The following is a 22,136-nucleotide window of genomic DNA, read 5'->3' on the forward strand; positions in this document are numbered from 1 at the left end:
AGGACTCTAGCGGTGGGCCCGCTCAGGGCAGAAGGGGCGCCGCCGGAGGCACCACGAGCCGGTGCACGCGGAACGGCAGGGACGGGACGCCCGGACTGCCGAAGAGGAACCCGAGCTGTCCCTCCAGCACCCAGGCGCCGCCCTCCGTGAGCGCGGCGGCGGTCGGCTCCACGAAGCCGTTGGCCAGGACCGCCTTCGTCGCGGTGCCCCCGCTGAGCGTCACGATGGACGCCCGGCCGGGCGCGTTCTCCACCACCAGCAGCCGCTGCGCATCCAGCCACTCCAACCCATCCGGTGATTCGATGGCCGGCGTCACGGGGATCGCCACTGGGACCCCGGCACTGCCGTCCGCCTGGATCGCGATGGAGAACAGCGTCCCCGTGTCGCTCTTCACGACATGGAGCCCGCCGGCCCCGTCGTAGGCGATGCCGTTGAGGGTGATGTCGCCCGGGGTGACAGGGTCGAACGCCTCATCCGTGGCCCACGTGGTGAGCTCCTTGCCGCCCAACGCCAGTCGGACAATGGCGTTCGCGAAGGAGTCGGTCGCGTACACGTTGCCTGCGGTATCGAGCGTGACGTCGTTGCAGAAGCCGCTGGGGCCGGGGAGGGGATGGCTCGCCAGCAGCTCCCCGGTGGCCAGCGCATACGCGGCGAGGTGCGCCGGCTGCGCGGGGGGCAGGGTGTCATCGTAGGTGCAGGCCCAGAGCGTGCCATGCGCTTCGTCCACCGCGAGGCCGTAGACGCCGAACGCGGCACGCCCCGGCACGAAGACGTGGGCCCCCAGCTCCCCCGGCCGTGCACGGGCGATGGCCCCCGTGCCCAGGCTTCCGGCGTAGAGGGTGCCGTCGGACGCGGCCGCGAGGCCCTCGGGATAGAAGTCCTCGCCGGGCAACTGGACCTCCGTCTGCCCGGGGTCGGCGTCCCGCGGAAGGGGTTCGCACGCGGTGACGGTGGTGGCGAGCGTGAGCAGGGACAGCCATCGGGTGGGGCGCATGGGGTTCTCCTCGGTGCGGCGTTGGGGGAGGGACCCGGAACGGGGCTCCCGACGCACTGACACCGGCCGGAAAAACCTTTGCAGCGAAAGTTCAGCCCCCGGTTCCGAGCAGGCGCGTCAGGCTGAGATCGACCTGGCTCACCACCAGGGCGGCGATGCTGTCCACCGACGACGCGCCGACGCCCAGGCGTTCGCACAGGTGCCGGGTGGTGGACTCCGCCACCTGCTCGCGGGCGCGGCTGAGCCAGCGCGAGACGGTGGACAGGTGCACGCGGTAGAGCGCCGCGATGGCGTCCAGCGACAGTGACTCCACGTGGTACAGACGCAGCAGGGTGCGGTCCCGGTCCGTGAGCTGTCCCAGGGCCGCGCGCACGGCCTCCGCGAAGGCCTCCCGGTAGCGCGAGCGGAGGTGGTTCAGCTCCGGCCCCAGGTCGTCGCCCATCGCGGACTCGATGGGCTCGCGGGCGGTGGACTCCGCGCGGGCCTCGGAGCGCTTGAGGTTGAGGGCGATCCGCAGCGCCGCCACCCGCACCCATCCGCCCAGCGCGCCGCTGCCCGTGAACTCCGCGATCTTCGGCTCGGAGCCCGTGAACAGCTTCTCGCGCAGGTGCTGCCGCACCTCGTCCACGAACGCGGGCGAGCGATCCACGCCGGACACGAACGCGCCGACCTCCCGCAGGTAGGTGTGCTCGAACAGTCGCAGCGCGACGGGGTGATGCCGCAGACACCCGAAGGCCAGATACAGCTCATCGGTGACGGAGGTGCTTTCCAGTGCCGCCCCTCCGGAGGCACCGGCTGGAAGCCGCTCCGCGATGAACCGGACGAACGGCACCGGATCCACCGTGACGCCGGGCCACCGGCCGCGCGCGTGCTCAAGGGCCCTGGCGAGGAGCGCTTCGAGTCGCTCCAGCTCGGGAACGGCTTCCGAGGTGTGCTCGCGAAACGCGGAAGCGAGCGGAAGGGTCGGACCAGTCACGGGCCGAAGGCTACCACCGCCCGGGTCTCCGCCCGTCAGTGCCCCGGGAGAAGATTGTAGAGGTGCTGAATATCCCCTCGGCCCCGCCGTCAGGAGCGCTACCCGACGGTGAGGGCATTCCAGGCACGCGCTTGCAAGTCATTGCAGCGCAACGACGCAGCCGCGTCGGTCCGGCGATGCCCCATCACGTCTGGGAGAGGAATCCGGATGAGTCTGGGCCGGTCCGGTTCCTCATCGACAACAGGTACCGCATGACGCAACGTCGACGTTCCCATCCACCGCGCCGTTCCTCTCACACCAGCACCTCCCGGGTCCAATGGGCCTGGGCGCTCCTCGCCGCACTGCCTTTGTTCGGGTGCACCGGGGCGGAGCCGCCCGAGGCCTCCGCCAGCAAGGACAAGGACTTCTCAATCGCATCACAGACACTCCTGCAATCACCGCCGTCCGTCAGCGCCGGTGTTGTCCATGGCTGCGGGCTGACCGACAGCGGCCTGGCCATCTGCTGGGGCAACAACGACGATGGCAAGGCCACGCCCCCCGAGGGCGCCTTCACCCAGCTCAGTGTCGGCCTGCACCACGTCTGCGGCCTCCGTCCGGACGGCGGCGTGGCGTGCTGGGGGCTCGACAGCCATGGCCAGTCCACGCCTCCCACGGGCACCTTCACCGAGGTCAGCGTGGGCGAGCGCTTCAGTTGCGGCCTCAAGGCGGACGCGAGCCTGGAGTGCTGGGGCAACAACGACCGGGGACAGGCCACGCCCCCCACGGGCAGCTTCACCCGGCTCGACGCGGGGCACTTCCATGCCTGCGCCGTCACCACCTCGGGCGCGCTGGCGTGCTGGGGCGAAGACTCCTACGGCCAATCCACGCCCCCCACGGGCAGCTTCACCCAGGTCAGCGCGGCGGGAGATCACTCCTGCGCCATCACCGACACGGGCACCCTGACGTGCTGGGGGGAAGACTCCTATGGGATGAACTCGCCGCCCACCGGCTCCTTCACGCAGGTGAGCGTGGGTTACTCTCACGCCTGCGCCCTCACCGCCGTGGGCACCTTGTCGTGCTGGGGGGACGACTCCGTCGGACAAAGCTCGCCTCCCACGGGCACCTTCCGGCAGGTCAGCGCGGGCGGGGCGAACACGTGCGCGGTGACCATGGCCGGCGACTTCTCCTGCTGGGGGAGTGATTTCGCCGGGGAGTCCTCGCCCCCCCGGCGCTTCCGGGCGCTCGCGGCAGGCTATTCACACACGTGTGGCCTGCACTTCGACGGCACCGTCGCGTGCTTCGGGGACGACTCGTACAACCAGGCCTCGCCGCCCCCGGGCACCTTCACCCTGCTGGAGCTGGGCGTCGTGCACTCCTGTGGGCTCCAGTTGGACGGCAGCGTGGCGTGCTGGGGGCTCGACCACCTTGGACAGTCCACGCCGCCCACCGGCGCCTTCACCGCGCTCGGCCTGGGTGAGTGGCATTCATGCGGCATCCGGGCCGACGGCACGGTGGCCTGCTGGGGCGACAACACGCATGGGGAGTCCTCACCTCCGACGGGTACCTTCACCCAGGTGGGGGCGGGGAGCGGGTCCACGTGTGGCCTGCGGACGGATGGCAGCGTGTCCTGCTGGGGCCGTGACTTCGCCGGTTCGTCCACGCCCCCCACGGGGGTGTTCACCCAACTCACCATGGGCAACTCCCATGCGTGTGTCGTGACGGCGGCGGGCAACGTGTCCTGCTGGGGTTCCAACTACGCTGGGCAGTCGTCGCCTCCCGTGGGACTGCCCATCCAGTTCCTCCAGGTGAGCGCGGGCGCCGCCCACGTTTGCGCCATCGTCAGCGGCGGCCCTGGCATCGAGTGCTGGGGGGATGACAACTCCTACCAGGCCCGCCCGCCCTGGGGGGAGGAGTTCACCCAGGTCACCGCCGGGGCGAACCACACCTGCGCGTTGACGAGCCGGGGCCTTGCCCGGTGCTGGGGCTACCTCGGCGCCGGCGTGCCCTCGTCTCCCTGAGGTTGAACGCGGTGGGGGAGGGACGGCCTGCTCCCGGGCCCTCCCCCATCGCGGACTCCAGGACGGAACACTCAGCCGATGTCGGTCCAGCACCGGCCTTCGAGACACGACAGGCCGGTGCAGCAGGAGTCCGGTCCCTCGACGGAGCAATCCGCGCCTTCGGGGCTGCAGACAGGACCGGCATCCACATCGCCTCCGGTGCCCGCGTCCGCGCTGCCGCCATCCGATTCACACGTGCCACCGTCACTGGGGGTGCCACCGTCGTTGCCGCAGGCGCCCAGCGTGTCGCCGTGGCGCAGGTGGGCCGACATGGCGGGAAGCCCCACGGTCACGGTGTGGGCATTGGCGGGGTTGCCAGGGGGAATGTGACAGAGGGTGATCTTCCCGGTGCCGCCTGCAGCCGCGTCCGGCTCGGAAGGGTCCGTCGTGTCCGCGCCCAGGTTGTCGCCTCCCGTGTTGAGCGTGGGGTCGGACTTCTCGGTGCCGCCACACCCGGCGGCCAGCAGTGTGCACAGGGCCAGCCACACCACGGGTGACGCAGCAGGGATCTTTCGCATGGGCATCCTCCAGGGGGAATGAAGCGGAAGCGACGCCCCCTTCCCAGGGAGCAGCGCCTCCACGAGGAAGACCCCCAGGGCCCCGCACCGGCCACGGGCCCATTGATGCTTCGCCCAGGGCCGGAATTCATTCATCGTAGCGGTATGGAATCCACGCACGAGCGCCTCGCGGACCGCACGGGCCGGGGCAAGGGCCGCCCCCTGGAGAGCTTCACCCTGTGGGAGTTGAACGGCACGCGCTTCGCCATGGCGCTCTTCAAGATCATCGTTCCGCTGACCCTCGTGTGCTCCGTGGGCGTCGAGGCGTGGAGCTCCTGGCCGAGCTTCAGCATGGGGGGGCTCGCGGGCTTGTTGTTTGTGTTCGGCCTCTTCTTTTCGATGTTTGGAACGCTCTACCTGGTCTTCAAGGTGGATGCTCGGGGGTCGACCTATTGCAAGGATCCCGCGGTGCACCTGGAGCTTTCCGCGCACGACTTGATCGCGCGGGATGCGTCCGGAACGCTGTTGGGGGAGGTCTCGCGGGGCACCCTGCGGGTGCTGCGCGTGAACGTGAATCAGGGAAAGCGCGGGCTGGTGGGCGCGCTTCGACTGGATCATGCGAAGCGCTCGTTCTGGCTCAGCCCGCTCCCGCAGGTGGGCGCGTGGTCGGGCCTGCAGGCCGAGTCCTTCCACGAGACGCTCCACATCCTCGATAACTCCCAGTTCGATGCGTTGTTGCGACTCGCGGAGTGACGGGGTGACGAGGCAGTTCGTCTATCGTGGCGGCATGGACTCAACGCACGCGCGCATCCCGGAACCGGCGGACGACGAGAGGGGCCGGCTCCTGGCGGACGTCACCCTGTGGAAGCTGAGTCACGAGCAGTTCCTGATGGCGCTGGTGAAGATGACCGTGCCGCTGACCCTCGTGGCCTCGGCGGGGGTGACCGCGTGGACGGCCTGGCCCGGCTTCAGCTTCGCCGTCTTCAAGGGTGCGTTTCTTGGGATCGGGTTCTTCGTGGCCCTGGCCGCACTGCTTCCCCTGGTCTTGAAGGTGGATGCGCGCGGCTCCACCTACTGCAAGGTGCCGGTGGTGCGCATCGAGCGCTTCGAGCACGAATTGACCCTGCGCGACCCCGCGGGAGCGCTGCTGGGGTCACGCTCCCAGGGGACGCTGCGGGTGGCGCGCGTGAACCTGAAGTTGAGCAAGGGCGGCCTGGTGGGCGGGCTTCGCCTGGACCCCACGACCCGCTCGGTCTGGCTCATGCCCCAGCAGTCGGTGGGCGCCTGGCCCGGCCTGCGGGCCGAGCCTCCCAACATGGACATCCACCGCATCGACGACCCGTTGTTCGATGACCTGTCGCGGCTGGCGGAGTAGCGAAGCGGTCACGGTCCCGTGAGGGACGCGCCGAGGATGCGTGCGTTCTCCGCGCAGGCCGCCTTCACGGCGTTGTCATCTCCCGGAAGAACGACCTCCAGGATCTCCAACCGGTAGTCGCGGCCCGCCAGCAGCATGTCCGTGAGGGTGTTGTTCGGGAGCCCCGGGAAGTGGAGCACGTTGGGTGACGCATACAGTTCAATCCACGTGCTCCACACCTCCGCCGGGAACGGCGTCCCCAGGTGGTCATTCTGGCGGAAGTACACCTCCAGCCCGGCCAGCTTGACGAGGTAGTCCTCGAAGAACTCCGCCTCTTCGCAATACGGACGGGCGAACTCCCAATCGGCGGGCAGGGCGTCGAGGTTGTCGAGCGAGGCCTGTCCGCCGCTCACCTGCGACAGGGATTGATTGACGGCCGCTTGGAGTCCCCTCCAGAGCATGATCTCTCCGGTGTCCGGCTCGAAGAGGCCGACGGTGCTGCTGGCGAGCCACGCGTTCAGACTGTAGGCCCAGGCCCCAGGTGACGTCTCAGGGCGTCGGCGTGCCCGTGGTGGGAGGGAGGGCAGGGGTCCCTTCGATGTCCACCTTGACCTTCTCCAGGACGTCGGCGTGGACTTCAATCTTCGCCTGCGCCTTCAGGCTGGTGATGAAGTCCTCCAGCGCCTTGGCCCGGCGCTCCGCCATCAGCCGCCCCTCGATGCGCGACTTGACCGCCTCGAACTCCTGGTTCGTCCCGACCTGACGTCCCAGGAGCTTCACCAGATGGAAGCCCTGGTCCGTCTCCACCACCGGCCCCAGGTCGGACGCGTTCGCCAGCGCGAAGGCCGCCTCCGCCAGCGGCGCTCCCCACGCCTTCGTCAATTCCTCACGGGTGAGGAAGCCCAGATCGCCTCCGGCGCTCCGGGTGGCCGTGTCCGCGGACTGCTCCGCTGCCTTCAGCTCGAAGGCACTCTTGTTCGCCCCCGCCGACTGCGCCTTCACCTCCGCCAGCAGCTTCGTGGCCGCGGCCCGGACCTGATTGCGTTTGCCCACGTTCTCCTTCGGGGCCGCCAGGAACAGATGCCCCAGCCGCACCCGTTCGGGCCGGACGAACTCCGTCACGTGCTCGTCGTAGTACTTGCGCAGCTCGGATTCAGACAACGTGCCTGTTGCATCCTGTTGCTGGCGCAGCAGCTTCTGCACCATCACCTTCTGCAAGGTTGTCTGGATTTCCGGATCCTGCTCCAGGCCCCGCTTCTTCGCTTCCTGCGCCAGCAGCTCGAAGCGGATGAGGTTGTCCAGGAACTCGCGCTTCTTTTCCGGGGAGGCGTACCGGGCGCGAACGAAGGGAGGTTGCTCATTGAGCCGTGCCTCCAGCTCTGGCGCCGTCACCGGCTGGCCATTCACCTGGGCCACCACCGGCCCCGCCTTCTTCACGCCCTGTCCTTCTGGAGCGCGGCTTCCTCCCGAACACCCCACGGCGAGAAGGGCGGTCAACAGCAGGGGACGCAGGGACGGAAGAGGCTTGCTCATGGCGTGAACGGTGCGGCGGGAACCCGGCGCCTCGGGCAATTCCTGCCCTTGGGTCTGGGTCAACCCTGTCTGTCAGTGATTGAGGTGGGAGTGGGGCGCAACGGATTGAAAGGAGCCCTTGCACTATACGCAAGAGATCGATGAAAGTGTAAAACCCAACATCGGGTGGCCGGCCCATCGCAGGACCCGTCCGTACGCCGCGAGCCATGCCGCCCTTCAGAGTCCTCTTCTCCGCCCTCCTCATGTCCGTGATGGTTGCCTGCTCGCGGTCCCCTTCCGGGACGCCCGCGCAGGATTCCCACGCCGCCGTTGATGGGGGCCGGGTGGTGGGTCGCTATGACGGGGGCGTCATCACCGAGGAGGAACTCCGGGATGAGTCCTCCAAGCTGGTCTCCCCCCTGCGCGAGCAGTTCGAGAGCCCCGCCGGACAGCGCGAGTTCGTCCGCTCGATGATCGACAAGCGGTTGCTCGCCCAGGAGGCACGCCGCCGGGGACTCGATGGGACCCCGGAAATCCAGCGGCAGGTCCAGGCGCTGGAGGAGCGGTTGATCATCCAGGCGCTCCTGGCGGCCGAGGAGCGTGGCGCTCCCGCTTCCACGGAGACCGAGCAGCGCGCCTGGTACGAAGGGCACAAGGCGGACTTCGCGCAGCCCGAGCGCCTGCGCCTGGGGCGGGTGTTCGCGGCGGTGCCTCCGGGCGCCACGCCGGCCCAGCGCACCCAGGCCCGGTCTCGGGTGGAGCGGCTCGCGAAGCAGCTCCAGGCGGGAGCCCCGCTGGCGAAGGTGGCGGCCCAGGGGGACGGTCCCGAGCGGGCGCAAGGCGGGGAGCTGCCGGTGCTGGCACGGGGGCAGTGGCGGGGTGAGCCGGCCGTGGAGCGGGCGGCCTTCGCCCTGTCGAAGCCGGGCGAGGTCAGTCCCGTGGTGGCGGAGCCGGGTGGCTTCAGCGTGCTCCAGTTGCTGGAGCGCCGGCCCGCGCGCGTGCCTCCCTACGAAGAAATCCGCGGCGAGGTGGAGACGCGGATGCTTCCGGGACGCAAGCGCAAGCATTTCGAGGACCTGCTCACGCGGTTGCGGCAGGCGGCATCGGTCGAGGTCGACGTTCAACCCCATCCCTGACGGGGCTGGGCGTCATCAGTGGTCTGGAGGGGGCTGTGAACAGGTCCGTGTCATCCGTCGGGCGTATGGTGCTCGTGGCTCTCTGCCTGGGCTTCGCCCTCTCCGCGGGTGCCCAGTCAGGGGCCTCCTCGCCGGAGGTCTCCGCGACCTATCCGCTCTCGCCGCTGCGCCCGGGCGCGGTGCGCGCGGAGCTGGGGTTCGACATCGCCGGGCAGGTGTCCCGCCTGAAGGTGTCCGTCGCCGTGGGCTCCCCGGGGCAGACGCCGGTCCCCGCGCTGACCGATGTGGTGGTGGAGCGCGACTTCGCGGGGGCGGTGCCCTTCCACCTGCTCGTGCCGCTGAAGGCCGCCTTCCCGGAGGACGGCTTCCTCACGGTCACCGCCACGCCGGTGAACCTGGAGGGGGCCTCGGGCACGCCGCTGGCCACGAAGTTCGACGCCCTCGCGGGCGCGCCGGCCTTCGGGCCCACGCCGATGACCGTGCAGGCGACGCCGGACTCCGGGCGCATCGTGCTGGAGGTGAACTACAAGGGGAGCGTGAGCTCGGCGGAGGTGTCCGTGCTGGGCGCGTCCGCGCTCGCGCTGCGCACCGTCCACGGCGACCTGTCCGACGTGGAGCCCAAGGCCTTCGCGCTCGCGCGCGGCGTGTCCGCCAGGCCCCGGGCCAGCGCTCCTGGCCGCGTCAGCTTCTCCATCCCCACGGTGGGGGGAACCCTTCCCCCGGACGGGGTGATCATCGCGGACGTGGTGCTCCGGGACGCCTTCGGCCGCAGCGTCCACACCTCCGCGGTCGAGTTCACCAGCACCACCACCTTTGATCCGCTGTTGGACCTGCCGGTCGCGCCGGACTTCCTGCTGCTGCGGTCCGTAGGCGATTTCGCGAACCTCCAGGTCACCGGCCGTTTCGCCGTCGCTGGCGACGTGGACCTGTCGGGCGCGCGCCACGGTGTCTCCTATGCCTCCGACAACCCCGACATCGTCTTCGTGACCCGGGAGGGCCGGGCCACGGCGCTTTCGCATGGCGAGACCACGCTGCGGGTCACGTACGGCAACCAGACAAAGACGGTGCCCGTCAGCGTCACGGACACCGCGCACATCGACAGCGTGGTGATCTCCCCGGAGCTGACGGATCCTGCCGTCCCCCGGGTGGGCGCCACCCTCCAGCTCAGGCTGATGGGCGTCCTGGACACGCCGGACGCACGGAAGGTGGACCTGACGGTCTTCAAGGACCGCATCACCTGGCGCTCCTCCGATGAGGGCGTCCTCAAGGTGACCGATGGGCGCGTGACCTCCTTGCGGCCGGGCAGCGCCAGCATCGAAGCCACCTATGTGTGTGGCGACTGCCCGGGCGGGAGCCTGTCCGCCCCCTCCCGCAGCGTCCGTGCAGTCAATTACAAGCCGGAGATCCGCCTCGCGGCCCCGGGTTCGGTGACGGCGGGCACCTCCTTCGAGGTGAAGGCGCTCGCCAGCGATGACCACGGCATCCTGAAGGTCCAGTTCAAGCTGGGACGGGACCGGGTTCCCGTGGCCACGGACCTGGAAGCGCCCTACGTGCTCCAGGTCCAGGCGCCCCCCGTGGCGGGGACGACGCTGATCATCCACGCGGAGGTGACGGACCTGAGCGGCATCACGGTCGAGGCCGCGCCCGTGGAGGTGAAGGTCGTTCCGGTGGCGGGCCCCAGCACCAGGACGCTCGTGTACGAAACGCCCTCCACGGGGGCGAACCTCATCGAGGGACAGCCCCAGGTCCTCCGGGTGACGAGCGGCGACTGGACGGGCGGCGCGCTGTCCGTGCTGGACTTCCAGTCCGTGCGCTTCACCGTGGACGGCGCCCCCCTGGGCGTCGCCCAGACACCGCGCGTGGAGATCCGCGCCGTTCCCGACTCGAAGCCCGTGAAGCACGTGGCCGTCCCGCTCTGGGAGGTGACCTACGTGCCGCCTCCCGGCAGCGCGGGCAGCAGCGCGGCGCTGCGTGCCGTGGGCGTGGATTCGGGAGGCGCGCTGGCGCAGGGTCCCACGCTGCTCGTCAGCATCGTGAAGAATGCTCCGCCGCTGGTGTCCATCCGTCAGCCGCTGGGCACGCTGGTGGAGGCGCGCGCCGAGCTGCCGCTCACCATCAGTGGCATCGTGGCTGACGACGCGCTGTCGTTCGGCGTGAGGACCGCGCTGCTGGTGGATGGCAACGCGGTGGCCACCACCACGCTCACCGCGGACGGACTCGCGGGCTCCTCCACCTCGTCCAAGGACTACGCCTTCACCTGGACGCCTCCGGCGACCAGCGTGGACCGGCGGCACCGCATCGAGGTGCAGGCCATCGACAACGCGGGGCTGGAGCGCCGCACCGGCTTCGACCTGGCGGTGCTGAAGGACGCGGCGCCGCAGATCGCCATCCAGACCCCCACCCACAACGCCAACGTGGTGGCGGGCTCCACCCTCCAGCTCACGGCGAAGGTGATTGACGACAAGGCGGACCCGGTCAGCGTCTCCTGGTACGTCAACGACGCGGGCGTGGGCCAGTCCGCCACGCCTCCGTTCCTCGTGCGCTACGTGACGCCGGGGGAGGGCGGGACGCTGTCGGTGACGGCCCTCGCGCGCGACTCGCGCGGCCAGGTCGGACATTCGCCCGACGGCGGCGTCACGGTGCATGTCGAGCCGGACACCCAGAAGCCCACGGCCGCGTTCCTTGCTCCGAGGCCGGGAGCGAAGGTGGCTCCAGGCCAGCCACTGCTCGTCACGGTGGTGGGCACCGACAACGTCGACACGACGCGGGTGCGGCTCTCCATCATGAAGAACGATGGCCCGGACGGCCCCACCGTCTACGGCGCTCCGGAGCTGATCCACGAGGACCTGTCCCCCCTGGAGAACAACGGCATCCGAGGCTCGTTCATCACCCACGTGGTGGTGCCGGCCGCCCAGGTGATCGACGGCTGGAAGCTCTTCGTGGAGGCCTTCGACGCCACCGGCGTGCCCGGCACGGCCGAGTACAAGATGGTTCTGGGCTCCGATCAGCCGCCGACCGTGGAGTTCGTCTCCCCGTCGCCTGAGGACACCGTCACCGTGGGGTCCACGCTCCAGGTGCTGCTCAAGGCCCAGGACGACATCGCGGTCGCGGGGGTCGGGCTCAGCGTCAATGGTGTGCCCCAGACCGAGCTCACCTCGCCGCCCTACCGCTTCCTGGTGGAGGTGCCGGGCACCCCCGGGCGGATGACGCTGCGGGCGACGGTCCGGGACTCCTCGGGGACGCATGCCGTGGTGGAGCCGGTGCTCTCCGTGAACGTCGTCGAGGACACGGAGCGGCCCATGGTGGCCTTCCGCAAGCCCCTGGAGGGCAGCCGCCTCTTCACGGGAGACCCGGTCGACGTGGAGGTGGTGGCCGCGGACAACGTGGCCGTCACGCAGGCCACGCTCATCGTCAACGGAGACGCGGCCCATCCGCTCTCCGCGCAGCCCGTCGGTGGCACGGACGGGGGCCTGTACCGGGTGTTCCTCTTCCGCGTGCCGCACGCCCAGGCGGCCGCGACCGGCACCGCGATGACGCTGCTCGCGAAGGTGGAGGACGCCGCCCACAACAAGGCCGAGCGCTCCATCGAGTTGCCGGTGGTGGCCAACGCCCCGCCCCAGGTGACGCTGTACACGCCCGCCGCGCGCACCCCGGTGAAGGAGGGCGAGGACATCGCCATCACCTTCACGGTGGCCAATGACGACGGACCGGTGTCGTGGACGGGCCGCTCCGGCGGCGTGCCGGGCGCCTTCCCGCCGATTCCGGCGACGCAGGACCTGTCGAAGTTGCAGCGGGTGGTGGTGCGCGCGCCGGTCATCAGCGGCGACGCTGGATTGCCGCCCACGGTGGGCATCGCCGTCGTGGATGCGCACGACGCGGGCAGCTTCACCGACGTGGTGTTGGACGTGGCGCCGGATCTCGAAGCGCCCACCGTGCTGCTGGCCTCGCCGCTGCCTCCGCGTGAAGGCACGCTGGAGGTCGCGGTGGGGGGAAGCCTGGGCCTGCGCGCGGAGGTGTCCGACGACGTTCGCGTCACGCGCATGGGCGTGGTGGTGGATGGCACCTACGAGCTGGCGGAGGTGGCCGGTGACGCGCGGCTGCGCGTCTCACGCGAGGACTTCGAGGAGGTGCGTACGCCCAACCCGCAGGGCCCGGGCGACATCCTGCTCAGCCGTCGCTACGTCGGCAGTTGGGCCGGCACGGTGGCGTTCCCCTCGGCGGATTCGCGGCTGGGGCCCGGTGCCCACACCCTCCAGGTCGTGGGCTATGACGCCGCCGGGCACCGCCGGTTGAGCGAGCCCGCGGTGCCCTTCGAGATTGTCGCGCGGCAGGACAAGCTGCCCCCGGTGGTGCGCATCTCGCTGGCGGGCACCCCGGATGCGCGCACGTGCGTCGCGGGCTCGGAGCCCGTGCTGTTGGTGCAAGCGACGGACGACATTCCGTTCGACCCGCTCGACCCGCTCGAGCCGCTCAAACTCTACGTCGATGGCGAGGAGGTGACTCCCGGCGATCCCCGTCTTGGCGCCGGACTCGTCCTGACGCGCGGCGGTGCCAGCGTCCAGATCGCCGGCCCCCTGCCCATGCCCGCGCTGGATGCGTCGGGCCCGCGCACCGTGGTCCTGGAGGCGAGGGCGGAGGACTCCGCTCACCGCGTCACGCTGGCGACCCTCTCCTGCGAGCTGGTGGCGGACACCGCGCCCTTCGTGGCGTGGGTGACGCCCGACGCCTCGTCGGTGCTCGTCGAGGAGCAGCTCACCCCCGGCTCCCTGGAGCTGCGCGAGGACGTAGGGCTGAAGGCCCTGTGGCTCGCGCTGTCCTCCCGCAAGGTGACGGCCGCGACCGCCACCACGCTCCAAATCCCCTTCGAGACGGAGCTCGTGCCGGGGACCCGCCCCGTGCCCGCCGCGACGCTCGTGTTCGGTGAGGACACCGAGGCACCCCACGCGGGGTCGCGCTTCACCGCCACCGTGTCGCAGGACGCGCTCATGCTCACCCCGCCCGTGCGGCCGCGTGGCAACCGACAGCCCGGTGCGCTGCGGCTCGAAGTCCCCTCCTGGAACTCGGGACCGGGGGCGCTCGCGAAGGTGAAGTATGTGTACCGCCGGAAGAACACCACGGACGACCCCTTCTTCCTGGCGCACCCGAGCGGTGTCGCGACCCCGGTGACGCTCGTCGAGTCCGCCGGCCAGCGCATCGCCCAGCTCGACTTCCCCTCGGCCCTGATGGACCTGGAGGAGGTCGTCGTTGAACTGGAGGCGGACGCGGCGGGCAGCTCGCCCCTCGTGTCGCGCCTGGGCCTGCGCTACCAGGTCGGCGAGCCCTCGTCGCCGCCCCAGTTGCGCGTGGAGGCCTCGGGCGTGAAGGCAGCGGTGGAGTGGCTCGATGCGACGCTGGTCGCGGGTCAGGTCACCCCCCGTCCGGTGAAGCTCCGCCTGCCGGCGAACTGGGGCGCGAGCCTCGTTTCGGCCACGGCGGTCGCCGTGGACACGCGCGGCGTGGTGACCCGGGCGGAGCGCGGCTTCTCGCGCCAGACGGACGTGCAGCTTCCGCGCGTCGCCATCACCTCCGCCGGCAGGAACAACACCGCGGTCGCGGGCCGCGGGTTCCAGGCCCAGGTGACCGTGTCGGACAACGCGGGCCTCGCGAAGGTGCGGCTGTCCGCGCGGGGCGTGGAGGTGGGGGAGCAGTTGCTGGCGGGCGTGGGCCAGGTGGTGGACTTCACCGTTCCCTCGGCGCTCGTCACCGCGGGCACGGTGGAGCTGTCCGCGACGGTGGAGGATCGGGCGGGCCAGTCCGCCACGTCCAACCCCGTGTTCGTGCAGGTGCGGCCGGATGCTCCCCCGGCAGTGGAGCTGCTGGGCCTGACGTCGGCCGGGGAGTCGCTGACGCGCACGGAGCTGCGCAGCGGCTTCGTCCGCCTCATCCAGGGCGCCAACGCGGAGCTGCGCTTCGAACTCTCCGACGACGTGCTCGTGAAGGAGTACTGCATCGGGTTCGCCGCCAGCGCCTGCGAAGGCCCGGGCGGCCTGGATCCCGTTTCGGGGTTGCCCACGGGTTGGACTCCCGTTGGACAGTCCGGCCGCGCCGTCAACGTCACCTTCCGGCCCCCAGCGGGGCCCAACGGTGCCCCTTCGGTGCTGACCATCACCGTCCGGGATGACCGGGACGTGGAGACCCAGAGCCGGCTCATCATTGAACCGCGCGCGCCCCGTGCGCCGGACCTGGCCATGCTGGCGCCCGCCACGGACGCTGCCCTGGTGGAGGGCAGCATCCAGCTCCAGTTGGGCGCGCTCGCGGGAGACGACACGCGCATCCACCACGTGGAGTGGTGGATCAACGGCAACCGCGCTATCGACCAGGCGGAGAGCGTGGGCCGCCCCATCGAGACCTTCCGCGACGACGACGGGGTGCCCATCGCGTCGGATGCCTCGGTGCGCCTGGCGCTGGCGACCCTGCGGACGGCGCCGGAGGACTACGACCGCTTCCGCACGTACCGCACGAAGCTGTCGCTGCCCCCGGGGTTCGTGAAGCTGGATCCGAACCGCACGGAGGCCTTCCTCCAGGTGCGGGTGGACGCGGTGGACCTGGAAGGTCACCGCGCGTCCGTGGAGCGGCGCGTGCGCGTCGTGCAGGACACGGGGCTGCCCATGGCCAGCTTCCTGCGTCCCACGCTCGGCCAGGACCTGGTCGAAGGGACGCCGGTCCTCATCCAGGCGCAGGCCTCCGACAACGCCTTCGTGGACCGGGTGGAGCTGTACGCGGGCCCCAGCGCGGGTGCGCTGCAGCTCATCCACACCGCGGGCGACTTCCCGCCGGAGAACGCGGTCCCGGGCTCCGACTTCGCCGTCTACTCGCCCTTCATCACCTTCCAGCACATCGTCCCGAAGCTCGCGGCGCTGGGCGGCCTGGACACGGTGCCGTACTTCGTGGCGGTCCGGGCCCGCGACGTGTCCGGCAACTGGGGGGACCTGGAGTTCCAGCAGATCGACATCGTGCGCGACCGCGAACCCGCGCTCGCCATCGTGTCACCCGCGGACGCGACACCCGTGGTGGTGGGCAACCCCGTGACGGTGGTGATGGCGGCGGAGGATGACGTCGGCGTCACCAGCGTGCAGCTCTTCGCGGACAATGAGCCGGTGGGGCCGGTGCTCCACCAGCCGCCGTATGTCTTCGCCTACGTGCCGCCGGCCGGAACGCTGCCGGGCACGGAAATCGCCCTGCGGGGCAAGGCCATCGACAGCTTCGGCTTCGACCACGCGGTGTGGTCGCAGACGTTGAAGGTGGTGGTGAAGGGGGACGCGGTGCCGACGGTGGCGCTCGCCCAGCCGCGCAACGGCGCGGACGTGGTGGAGGGGCAGGACTTCGCCGTGCTGGTGGCGGCGCAGGATGACGTGCGGGTGGACTCGGTGGAGGTCTCCGTCGAGGGGACGGTGGATGGGACGCTGCACTTCGTGGGCACGGCGCGCCCGTATTCCTTCCGCGTTCCGCTGCCCTACGGCTCCGCGGGCCGCGAGCTGGTGATCCGCGCGAAGGCCTGGGACTCGGCGCGCCATGAGGTCTCCGCGCCGGAGGCCCGCGTGCGGGTCGTGCAGGACAAGACGCCGCCCACCGTCTCCTTCGCGTCGCCGGTGAACAACTCCCGCCGGGTGGAGGGCCTTCGCCTGGACGTGGAGGCCCGCGCCGAGGACAACGTCAGCGTCGCGGCCGTCGTCATCCGGGTGAAGGTGGGGAACGCCGACGAGGTGGAGGTGGCCCGGCTGCCCGCGCCGCCGTTCCGCTTCTCGTACGCCATCCCGAAGGGGCTCGCGACGCAGGGGCCGGTGCCGCTGGTGTTCACGGCGCAGGCCATCGACTCCAGCGACAACCGGAGCACCGCCCAGGTGCGCGTGGAGGCCATCGCGGACGCGAAGCCTTCCGTGGACGTGGTGGCGCCCGCGCGGGCCGTGGTGGGACAGCCCGCCCTGCTTTCCGCGACGGCGAGCGACGACGTGGCCGTGGCCCACGTCACCTTCCTGGTGGGCCCGAGCGAGGACGCGCTGGTGGAGGTGGGCCGGCGCTTCCTGTTGCCCTACGACTTCCGCTACGTCGCGCTGCCCGAACAGGTGGGCCAGACGCTGTGGATGCAGGCGAAGGTGGTGGACAGCGCGGGCCAGGAGACCGCGTCCCGCAAGGTGTCCTTCCCGGTGGTGGAGGACCTGCCTCCGTCCGTGAAGATGCTCAAGCCCGTGGACGGCGCCACCCTGCTGGAGGGCAGCCGGGTCCGCATGGAGGCGAACGTCGAGGACGCCGAGGGCGCGCTCGCGTCGGTGACGTTCTTCGTGGACGGCCGCAAGGTGGCCACGAGCACCGCTGCGGCCGGCATCCCCGGTCGTCCCAATGCCTACGTGGCCAGCTACACCGTGCCGGTGAACGGCCCCGCCTCGCTGCACTTCATGGCGGTGGGCGTGGACTCGGCGGGGCAGGAGGTGGTGTCCGAGGAGCACACCGTCAGCGTCATCCCGGACTCGGTGGCGCCCCAGGTGGAGCTGGTGGATCCGCCCGCGTTCGACGTCGTCACGGAGGCGGAGCCGCTCGTGCTGGCAGCGGCCGCGGAGGACAACGGCGTCGTCGACAGCGTCTCGTTCTACGTGGACGGTGTGAAGGTGGGCACGTCGGTGGTGCCCGTGGAAGGGCGCGCGGGCCGTCCGCTGTACCCCTTCACGTGGCTGGTGCCCAACTCCGCCGCGGGCCAGATGCGCACCCTGGACGCCCGGGCCCGCGATCTGTCGTCGCTGGAGGCCATCTCCCAGACGGTCGAGGTGGAGGTCGGCATGAGGCCGGGCCATGCACCCGCCCCGTTCTTCGGCGTGGGGACCGCGAGCAACGCGCTGTTGTCGGCGTTCGCGCTGGATTCGCGGACCTCGCGCGGCATGGTGGGCGGCACCAACCTGCCGCGGGGCGCGCTGCCGGATGATGCGCGCCACGGCGTCCACTTCTTCACCCTGGGCGCGGAGGGCGTGGTGCTCGCCGCCAAGGTGCCCCTGCAGGCCGCGCCCCTGGCGTCCGTCTTCCACGGGAACCTGGCGCTGGTGGTGGTGACGGGGGACCTCGTGTCCGGGCGCCTGCCCGAGCTGGTGGTCCTCGACGTGACGAACCTGTCCATGCCGAAGGTGCTGGGCTCCGTCGACCTGGCGGGCCCCCGGGCCCACGCGGTGACGACGGAGGGGCACCTGGCCTTCGTGGCCAACGGTGAGTCCGGTGTCGTGGTGGTGGACCTGAAGGAGCCGTCCCAGCCGCAGCGGCTGACGGTGGTGCCGGTGGCCGGCGACGCGCGCGACGTGTCCGTCGCGGGGGACCGCCTCCTGGTGGCCGCGGGGGCCGGGGGCCTGCGCGTGCATGATCTGTTGGATCCGTCGCTCGGGGAGCAGGGCTTCGTCCCGGTGCCCGGGGGCGCGGAGCAGGTGTCCGTGGTGGGAGCGCGGGCGCTGGTGGGCTGCCAGGGCCCGATGGCCGCGCTGGCGGTGGTGGACGTGGGCGTCAGCCCGCCCCGGTTGCAGTCGGTCCTGTCGCACGCACCCGCCCGGCAGGATCTGCTGGCCACGGGGCAGCGCTCGCTGGCCGTCACCGGGGGACTGGCCGTGTCCACCGTGCAGCTCGTGAACCCGTCCTCCGAGCCGCAGAAGGGCATGTTGTCGGCCTCCGTGATTCCGCCGGATGGCTTCGCGAAGACGTTCGTGCGCGCCAACCTGCCGGCGGCCCGGGACGTGGCCCTGCACGACAGCCGCCCCTTCGCGCTCTTCGGAGACCAGGGCGTGGTGGACTTCAACCTGCCGCGCTTCCTCGTCACGGACGTGCTGCCCGCGGACGGCGCGGATCAGGTCGCGCCGTCGGGACGCGATCCGAAGGTCGTGGTGACGTTCACATCGCCCATCGATGCCACGTCCATCCTGCCCACCACGGCGGTGCTGCGCGCGGGCCGACAGATGGATGGCGCGGTGATTCCCGCGACGGTCACCGTCGGGGATCCGGACATCGCCGATGTGAATCAGCGCAACCCCCGCCAGCTCGTCTTCACGTTGACGGGCAGCAGCCCGAGCCTGCCGCTCAACACCGACATCCACGTCGTCATTTCCTCGGCCCCGGCGGATGCGCTGAAGTCCGAGGACGGCGCCGTACTCGAAAGCGGCTTCTCGTCGCGCTTCCGCACGCGCTCCTCCGCGGGTGTCCCGCCCGCGATCGTGCGCGTGGAACCCCCGAGCGGCCCGGAGCAGGGCGGCACGCGGGTGCGCATCCACGGCACCGGGCTGCGTGCTGGCGCGCGCGTGTTCTTCTCCAGCGAGGAGGCCACCGAGGTCGGGCTCGATCCCACGGGAAGCTTCCTGACCGCCCTGACGCCGCCCCAGTCCCGGGGCCCGGTGCGCGTCCAGGTGGTGAACCCGGAGGGCCTCCAGTCCAGCCTGCTGGGTGGCTTCGTGTACCTGCCCACGTTGCAGGTCACCACCGTGAGCCCGGCCACCGGCAAGCTCGCGGGTGGCGACGTCGTGGAGCTGTCCGGCGCGGGCTTCCAGGTGGGGGCCACCGTGTCGTTCCGGGGCGTGGCGACGGTGCGCGCCGCGACGGAGGTCCGGGTGCTGTCACCCGGGCGCATCAGCCTGAAGACGCCCCGCGGGGACTTCGGCCCGGCGGATCTCCTGGTGGAGAACCCGGATGGCCAGCGCGCGGAGGCGCCCGGGGCCTTCCTGTACAGCGACCTGGACACGGCGATGGTGCTGAACCGCTACGACCCGCAGTTGGGGGACGGCACGGGACGGCCGAACAACAGCCTGCCGCAGGGCATGCCCGGAGCGCTGGTGATGTCCGACCAGCGGGTGTGGATGCTGTCCCGGGCCACCGTGGCGTCGGGCGCGACGGCGGTGGAGGTGTTGAAGAAGAGCGTCCAGGGCGCGCTGTCGCTGGTGGACGTCCGCGTTCCAAAGCAGGCGAGCGTGACGGGCGGCGTGTCGTTCCCGCCGCCGTATCTGCCGCGAGCGCTCGCGGTGCGGGGGACGACGGCGTACGTCGTCGCCGACGCGCAGGAGCTGGACGGGGTGGAGCTGCAGGGCGAGGGAGGACCGTCACTCCTGGTGGTGGATGCGACGGTGCCCACCGAGCCCCGCTTCGCGTACGCGCTGCCCTTCGAGGGCACGGCGCTGGGCGTGGACGTGGTGGATGACCTGGCGCTGGTGGCGGCCGGCGAGGGCGGCCTGGCCGTCTTCTCCCTGAGGGACCCCCTCAAGCCGATGCTGCTCGACTCCGTGCGCTCCTTCCTCCAGGGCGGCGTGCAGGCGCCTTCCTCCATCACCCGGGTGCGCGTGCTGGGACGCCATGCCGTCCTCTCCGCGCTGCGCAACAGCAGCGTGGCGACGCTCGTGGTGGACCTGGCCCGGCCGGGCTTCCCGGTGGTGGGCGAGGTGTCCCCGGGCTTTGGCGACCTGGGCATCTCCGGTGTGTCCGCGCTGGCCGCTGGCGCGAGCGGGGTGAGGACGGTTTCGCTCGCCCGGCCGACCCAGCCGCGCGTGCTGGCGACGGTGCCCTCGCTGGTGCCGGTGCCGCAGACGCTCGCGGACCTGGGGCCCCACCTGGGTGTCAGCGCGGGCGGAGGGCTGGTGCAGCTCGGCCTCGTGTCGGACCTGACCGCGCCGTTCCCGGTGGACGCGGTGGACCTGCACCCTGGCACCTCCATCGCCGACGTGGCGGTCGAAGGCTCCGTCATCGCCGCCTCCATCGACGCGGTGCGGCCGTATTCCAAGGCGTTGGATGGCCTGGCACTCATCGAGGTGCCGTTCCCTGTCGTGGTGAAGAGCCAGCCGCGCGCAGGTGACACCGGCGTGCTCGTCACGACGTCCATCGAGCTGTCGTTGAGCACGCCCTTGAAGGCGTCCCCGAACGCGTCGGTCCGGCTGATGGAGCTGGACGGATCCGCCGAAGGGTCGCTCGTGCAGGCGAAGTGGTGCGTGGACAGGGCGGGCCAGCTCATCACCCTCCAGCCGACGGGCCTCCTGAAGGGGAGGACGTCCTACCGCGTGGTGGCCCAGGGCCTCGTCGCGGCGAACGACGCGGTGATGCCAGGCCGCTTCGTGGCCGAGTTCGAGACCGGCTCGCCCGAGGCCCAGGTGCCGGTGACGCTCGCCTGCCTGGCGCCGGGCGCGGAGGGAACCGACTGCATCAGCCCGCGCGAGGGCTCCGTCCATGGCGGCACCGTGGTCAAGCTGAAGGGCACCGGCTTCAAAACCGGGCTGGAGGTCCGCTTCTCGGGCACGCCGGCGACGGACGTCGTCGTGTCCCTCGACCGGACGGAGGTGACCCTGACGACGCCGAAGGGCGCGGCGGGCGCGGCGACGCTCGAAGTGCGCAATCCCTCCGGCGGCACGCTCACGCGGGTGGGCGCGTTCCTCTACACGGAAGCGCTGTCCCTGGCCTCCGTCACGCCGGATCGCGGTCCCACGTCGGGCGGTACGCGCGTGGTGCTGCAGGGCACGGGCTTCTCCACGGACCGCCCCATGGAGGTCTACTTCGGAGACCAGCGCGCCCTGCGGGTGCGCACGCTCGGCATGGGCCGCCTGGAGGCCTATACGCCCAACGGACCTCGCGGCCCGGTGAACGTGAAGGTGGTGCGGTCGGATCAGCCGGGCACCTTCGCCACGAAGTCGGGTGCCTTCACCTACGACCAGCCCACGGATTCCGCGGTGGCCTTCGGGGGAGAGATCCGCGACCTGGTCGTCATCGGTGACGCGCTCTACACGGTGGGCGCTGGCGGCCTGAGCGTGGTGGACCTGTCCAACCTCTACACGCGCGGGTTGCTGGCGGGGACGCCCATCCCGCCCGAGCGCCGCACGGAGCTCATCGACGAGGACAAGGATCGCGTGGACGACCGCATCCTCGGTCAGTGGAGCTCCGGGGGCCTGGAGCTGCTGTCCGTGTCGTATCCCCCGGAGGGTGGGGACCGGCTCTTCGTCGGCGGTGGTCAGCGTGACAAGTCGGGCAAGTACGTCAGCGCCACCGTGGTGGAGCTGGACATCTCCAATCCGGCCCGCCCGTTCGAGGTGAACTCCACCCGCGCGGGTGGGGCGGCGGCCTTCGCTCTGGACGCGCGCGACGACCGGATGCTGGGCGCGATGGGCGCGGACGGCCTGCGGGGCTACGACATCTCGCACGCGCCGTTCCTCCTGCACACGCTCAAGGACTTCCCGTCCTCGGATCCGCTGTCCACGCAGGCGATGGCGTTGGCGGTGGAGCAGGGCAGGGCGGTGATGGGCACCGGCGTGTGGCAGCCGGGGCATGTCTTCACGCAGGGCCAGCTGCATCTGGTGGACGTGCAGCAGGCGCCGGTGGCGAAGGCCTCCGTGGCGGTCAGCGTCCAGCGGGTGCGGCTGTTCCGTGACCTGGCGGTGGTGGCGGCCGGTGACGAGGGGCTCGTGCTGGTGCGGATGGTGGGGCTGGACTCGCTCCAGGTGTTGCCGGGCAAGGTCAGCAAGGCCGTGCTGGGAGGCTTCGCGTCCGACGTGCGGATGGTGGGCAGCCTCGCGTACGTGGCGGTGGGCGAAGCGGGCGTCGCGGTGGTGGACCTGAGCAATCCGGAGTCTCCGCGGCTGCTCCACCACGTGGGCGGAGCG

The 22,136-nt window shown here is 71.1% G+C and carries 10 protein-coding genes; 5 read left to right on the forward strand and 5 right to left on the reverse strand.

Annotation, left to right across the window (positions count from 1 at the left end; translation table 11 throughout):
* Positions 1 to 22: 22 nt before the first annotated feature.
* Complete coding sequence (locus D7Y13_RS06800) at positions 23 to 994, reverse strand: hypothetical protein (RefSeq protein ID WP_120582123.1); 972 nt, start codon at positions 992 to 994, stop codon at positions 23 to 25.
* 91 nt (positions 995 to 1,085) lie between these two features.
* Complete coding sequence (locus D7Y13_RS06805; protein ID WP_158620249.1) at positions 1,086 to 1,970, reverse strand: sigma-70 family RNA polymerase sigma factor; 885 nt, start codon at positions 1,968 to 1,970, stop codon at positions 1,086 to 1,088.
* Between the two features lie 251 nt (positions 1,971 to 2,221).
* Between D7Y13_RS06805 and D7Y13_RS06810 the strand changes: the two genes are divergently transcribed.
* Complete coding sequence (locus D7Y13_RS06810; protein WP_158620250.1) at positions 2,222 to 3,967, forward strand: hypothetical protein; 1,746 nt, start codon at positions 2,222 to 2,224, stop codon at positions 3,965 to 3,967.
* Positions 3,968 to 4,038: 71 nt separating this feature from the next.
* Here D7Y13_RS06810 and D7Y13_RS06815 read toward each other — a convergent pair whose 3' ends face one another.
* The gene (locus D7Y13_RS06815) at positions 4,039 to 4,524 is read right to left on the reverse strand and encodes a hypothetical protein (RefSeq protein WP_147444151.1); all 486 of its coding nucleotides are present in this window, start codon (positions 4,522 to 4,524) and stop codon (positions 4,039 to 4,041) included.
* 144 nt (positions 4,525 to 4,668) lie between these two features.
* Here D7Y13_RS06815 and D7Y13_RS06820 point away from each other — a divergent pair, with 144 nt between their 5' ends.
* Both D7Y13_RS06820 and D7Y13_RS06825 read left to right on the forward strand, forming a co-directional pair.
* Entirely contained in the window at positions 4,669 to 5,256 is a 588-nt protein-coding gene (locus D7Y13_RS06820; protein WP_120582127.1) for a hypothetical protein, read from the forward strand.
* A 4-nt stretch (positions 5,257 to 5,260) separates the two neighbouring features.
* Positions 5,261 to 5,878: a hypothetical protein gene (locus tag D7Y13_RS06825; protein ID WP_120582128.1), complete on the forward strand. Its 618-nt coding sequence runs from the start codon at positions 5,261 to 5,263 to the stop codon at positions 5,876 to 5,878.
* A gap of 8 nt (positions 5,879 to 5,886) precedes the next feature.
* Here the strand turns inward: D7Y13_RS06825 and D7Y13_RS06830 are convergent, their stop codons facing one another.
* Positions 5,887 to 6,318, reverse strand: coding sequence for a hypothetical protein (locus tag D7Y13_RS06830; protein WP_120531771.1), 432 nt, complete (start codon positions 6,316 to 6,318; stop codon positions 5,887 to 5,889).
* A gap of 88 nt (positions 6,319 to 6,406) precedes the next feature.
* Positions 6,407 to 7,390, reverse strand: a complete 984-nt coding sequence (locus tag D7Y13_RS06835; protein ID WP_120582129.1) for a peptidylprolyl isomerase — start codon at positions 7,388 to 7,390, stop codon at positions 6,407 to 6,409.
* A 323-nt stretch (positions 7,391 to 7,713) separates the two neighbouring features.
* Here D7Y13_RS06835 and D7Y13_RS06840 point away from each other — a divergent pair, with 323 nt between their 5' ends.
* Complete coding sequence (locus D7Y13_RS06840; RefSeq protein WP_158620252.1) at positions 7,714 to 8,505, forward strand: peptidylprolyl isomerase; 792 nt, start codon at positions 7,714 to 7,716, stop codon at positions 8,503 to 8,505.
* A gap of 74 nt (positions 8,506 to 8,579) precedes the next feature.
* On the forward strand, positions 8,580 to 22,136 hold a 13,557-nt coding region (locus D7Y13_RS48615), incomplete at its 3' end, for an Ig-like domain-containing protein (protein ID WP_158626148.1).

This window comes from Corallococcus praedator (assembly GCF_003612125.1).
Lineage (GTDB): Bacteria > Myxococcota > Myxococcia > Myxococcales > Myxococcaceae > Corallococcus > Corallococcus praedator.

Bases quoted from the DNA above. Each gene is read 5' to 3' on its own strand.
- D7Y13_RS06800 (WP_120582123.1), bottom strand. From the start codon at position 994: ATGCGCCCCACCCGATGGCTGTCCCTGCTCACGCTCGCCACCACCGTC.
- D7Y13_RS06810 (WP_158620250.1), top strand. From the start codon at position 2,222: ATGACGCAACGTCGACGTTCCCATCCACCGCGCCGTTCCTCTCACACC.
- D7Y13_RS06815 (WP_147444151.1), bottom strand. From the start codon at position 4,524: ATGCGAAAGATCCCTGCTGCGTCACCCGTGGTGTGGCTGGCCCTGTGC.
- D7Y13_RS06820 (WP_120582127.1), top strand. From the start codon at position 4,669: ATGGAATCCACGCACGAGCGCCTCGCGGACCGCACGGGCCGGGGCAAG.
- D7Y13_RS06830 (WP_120531771.1), bottom strand. From the start codon at position 6,318: ATGCTCTGGAGGGGACTCCAAGCGGCCGTCAATCAATCCCTGTCGCAG.
- D7Y13_RS06835 (WP_120582129.1), bottom strand. From the start codon at position 7,390: ATGAGCAAGCCTCTTCCGTCCCTGCGTCCCCTGCTGTTGACCGCCCTT.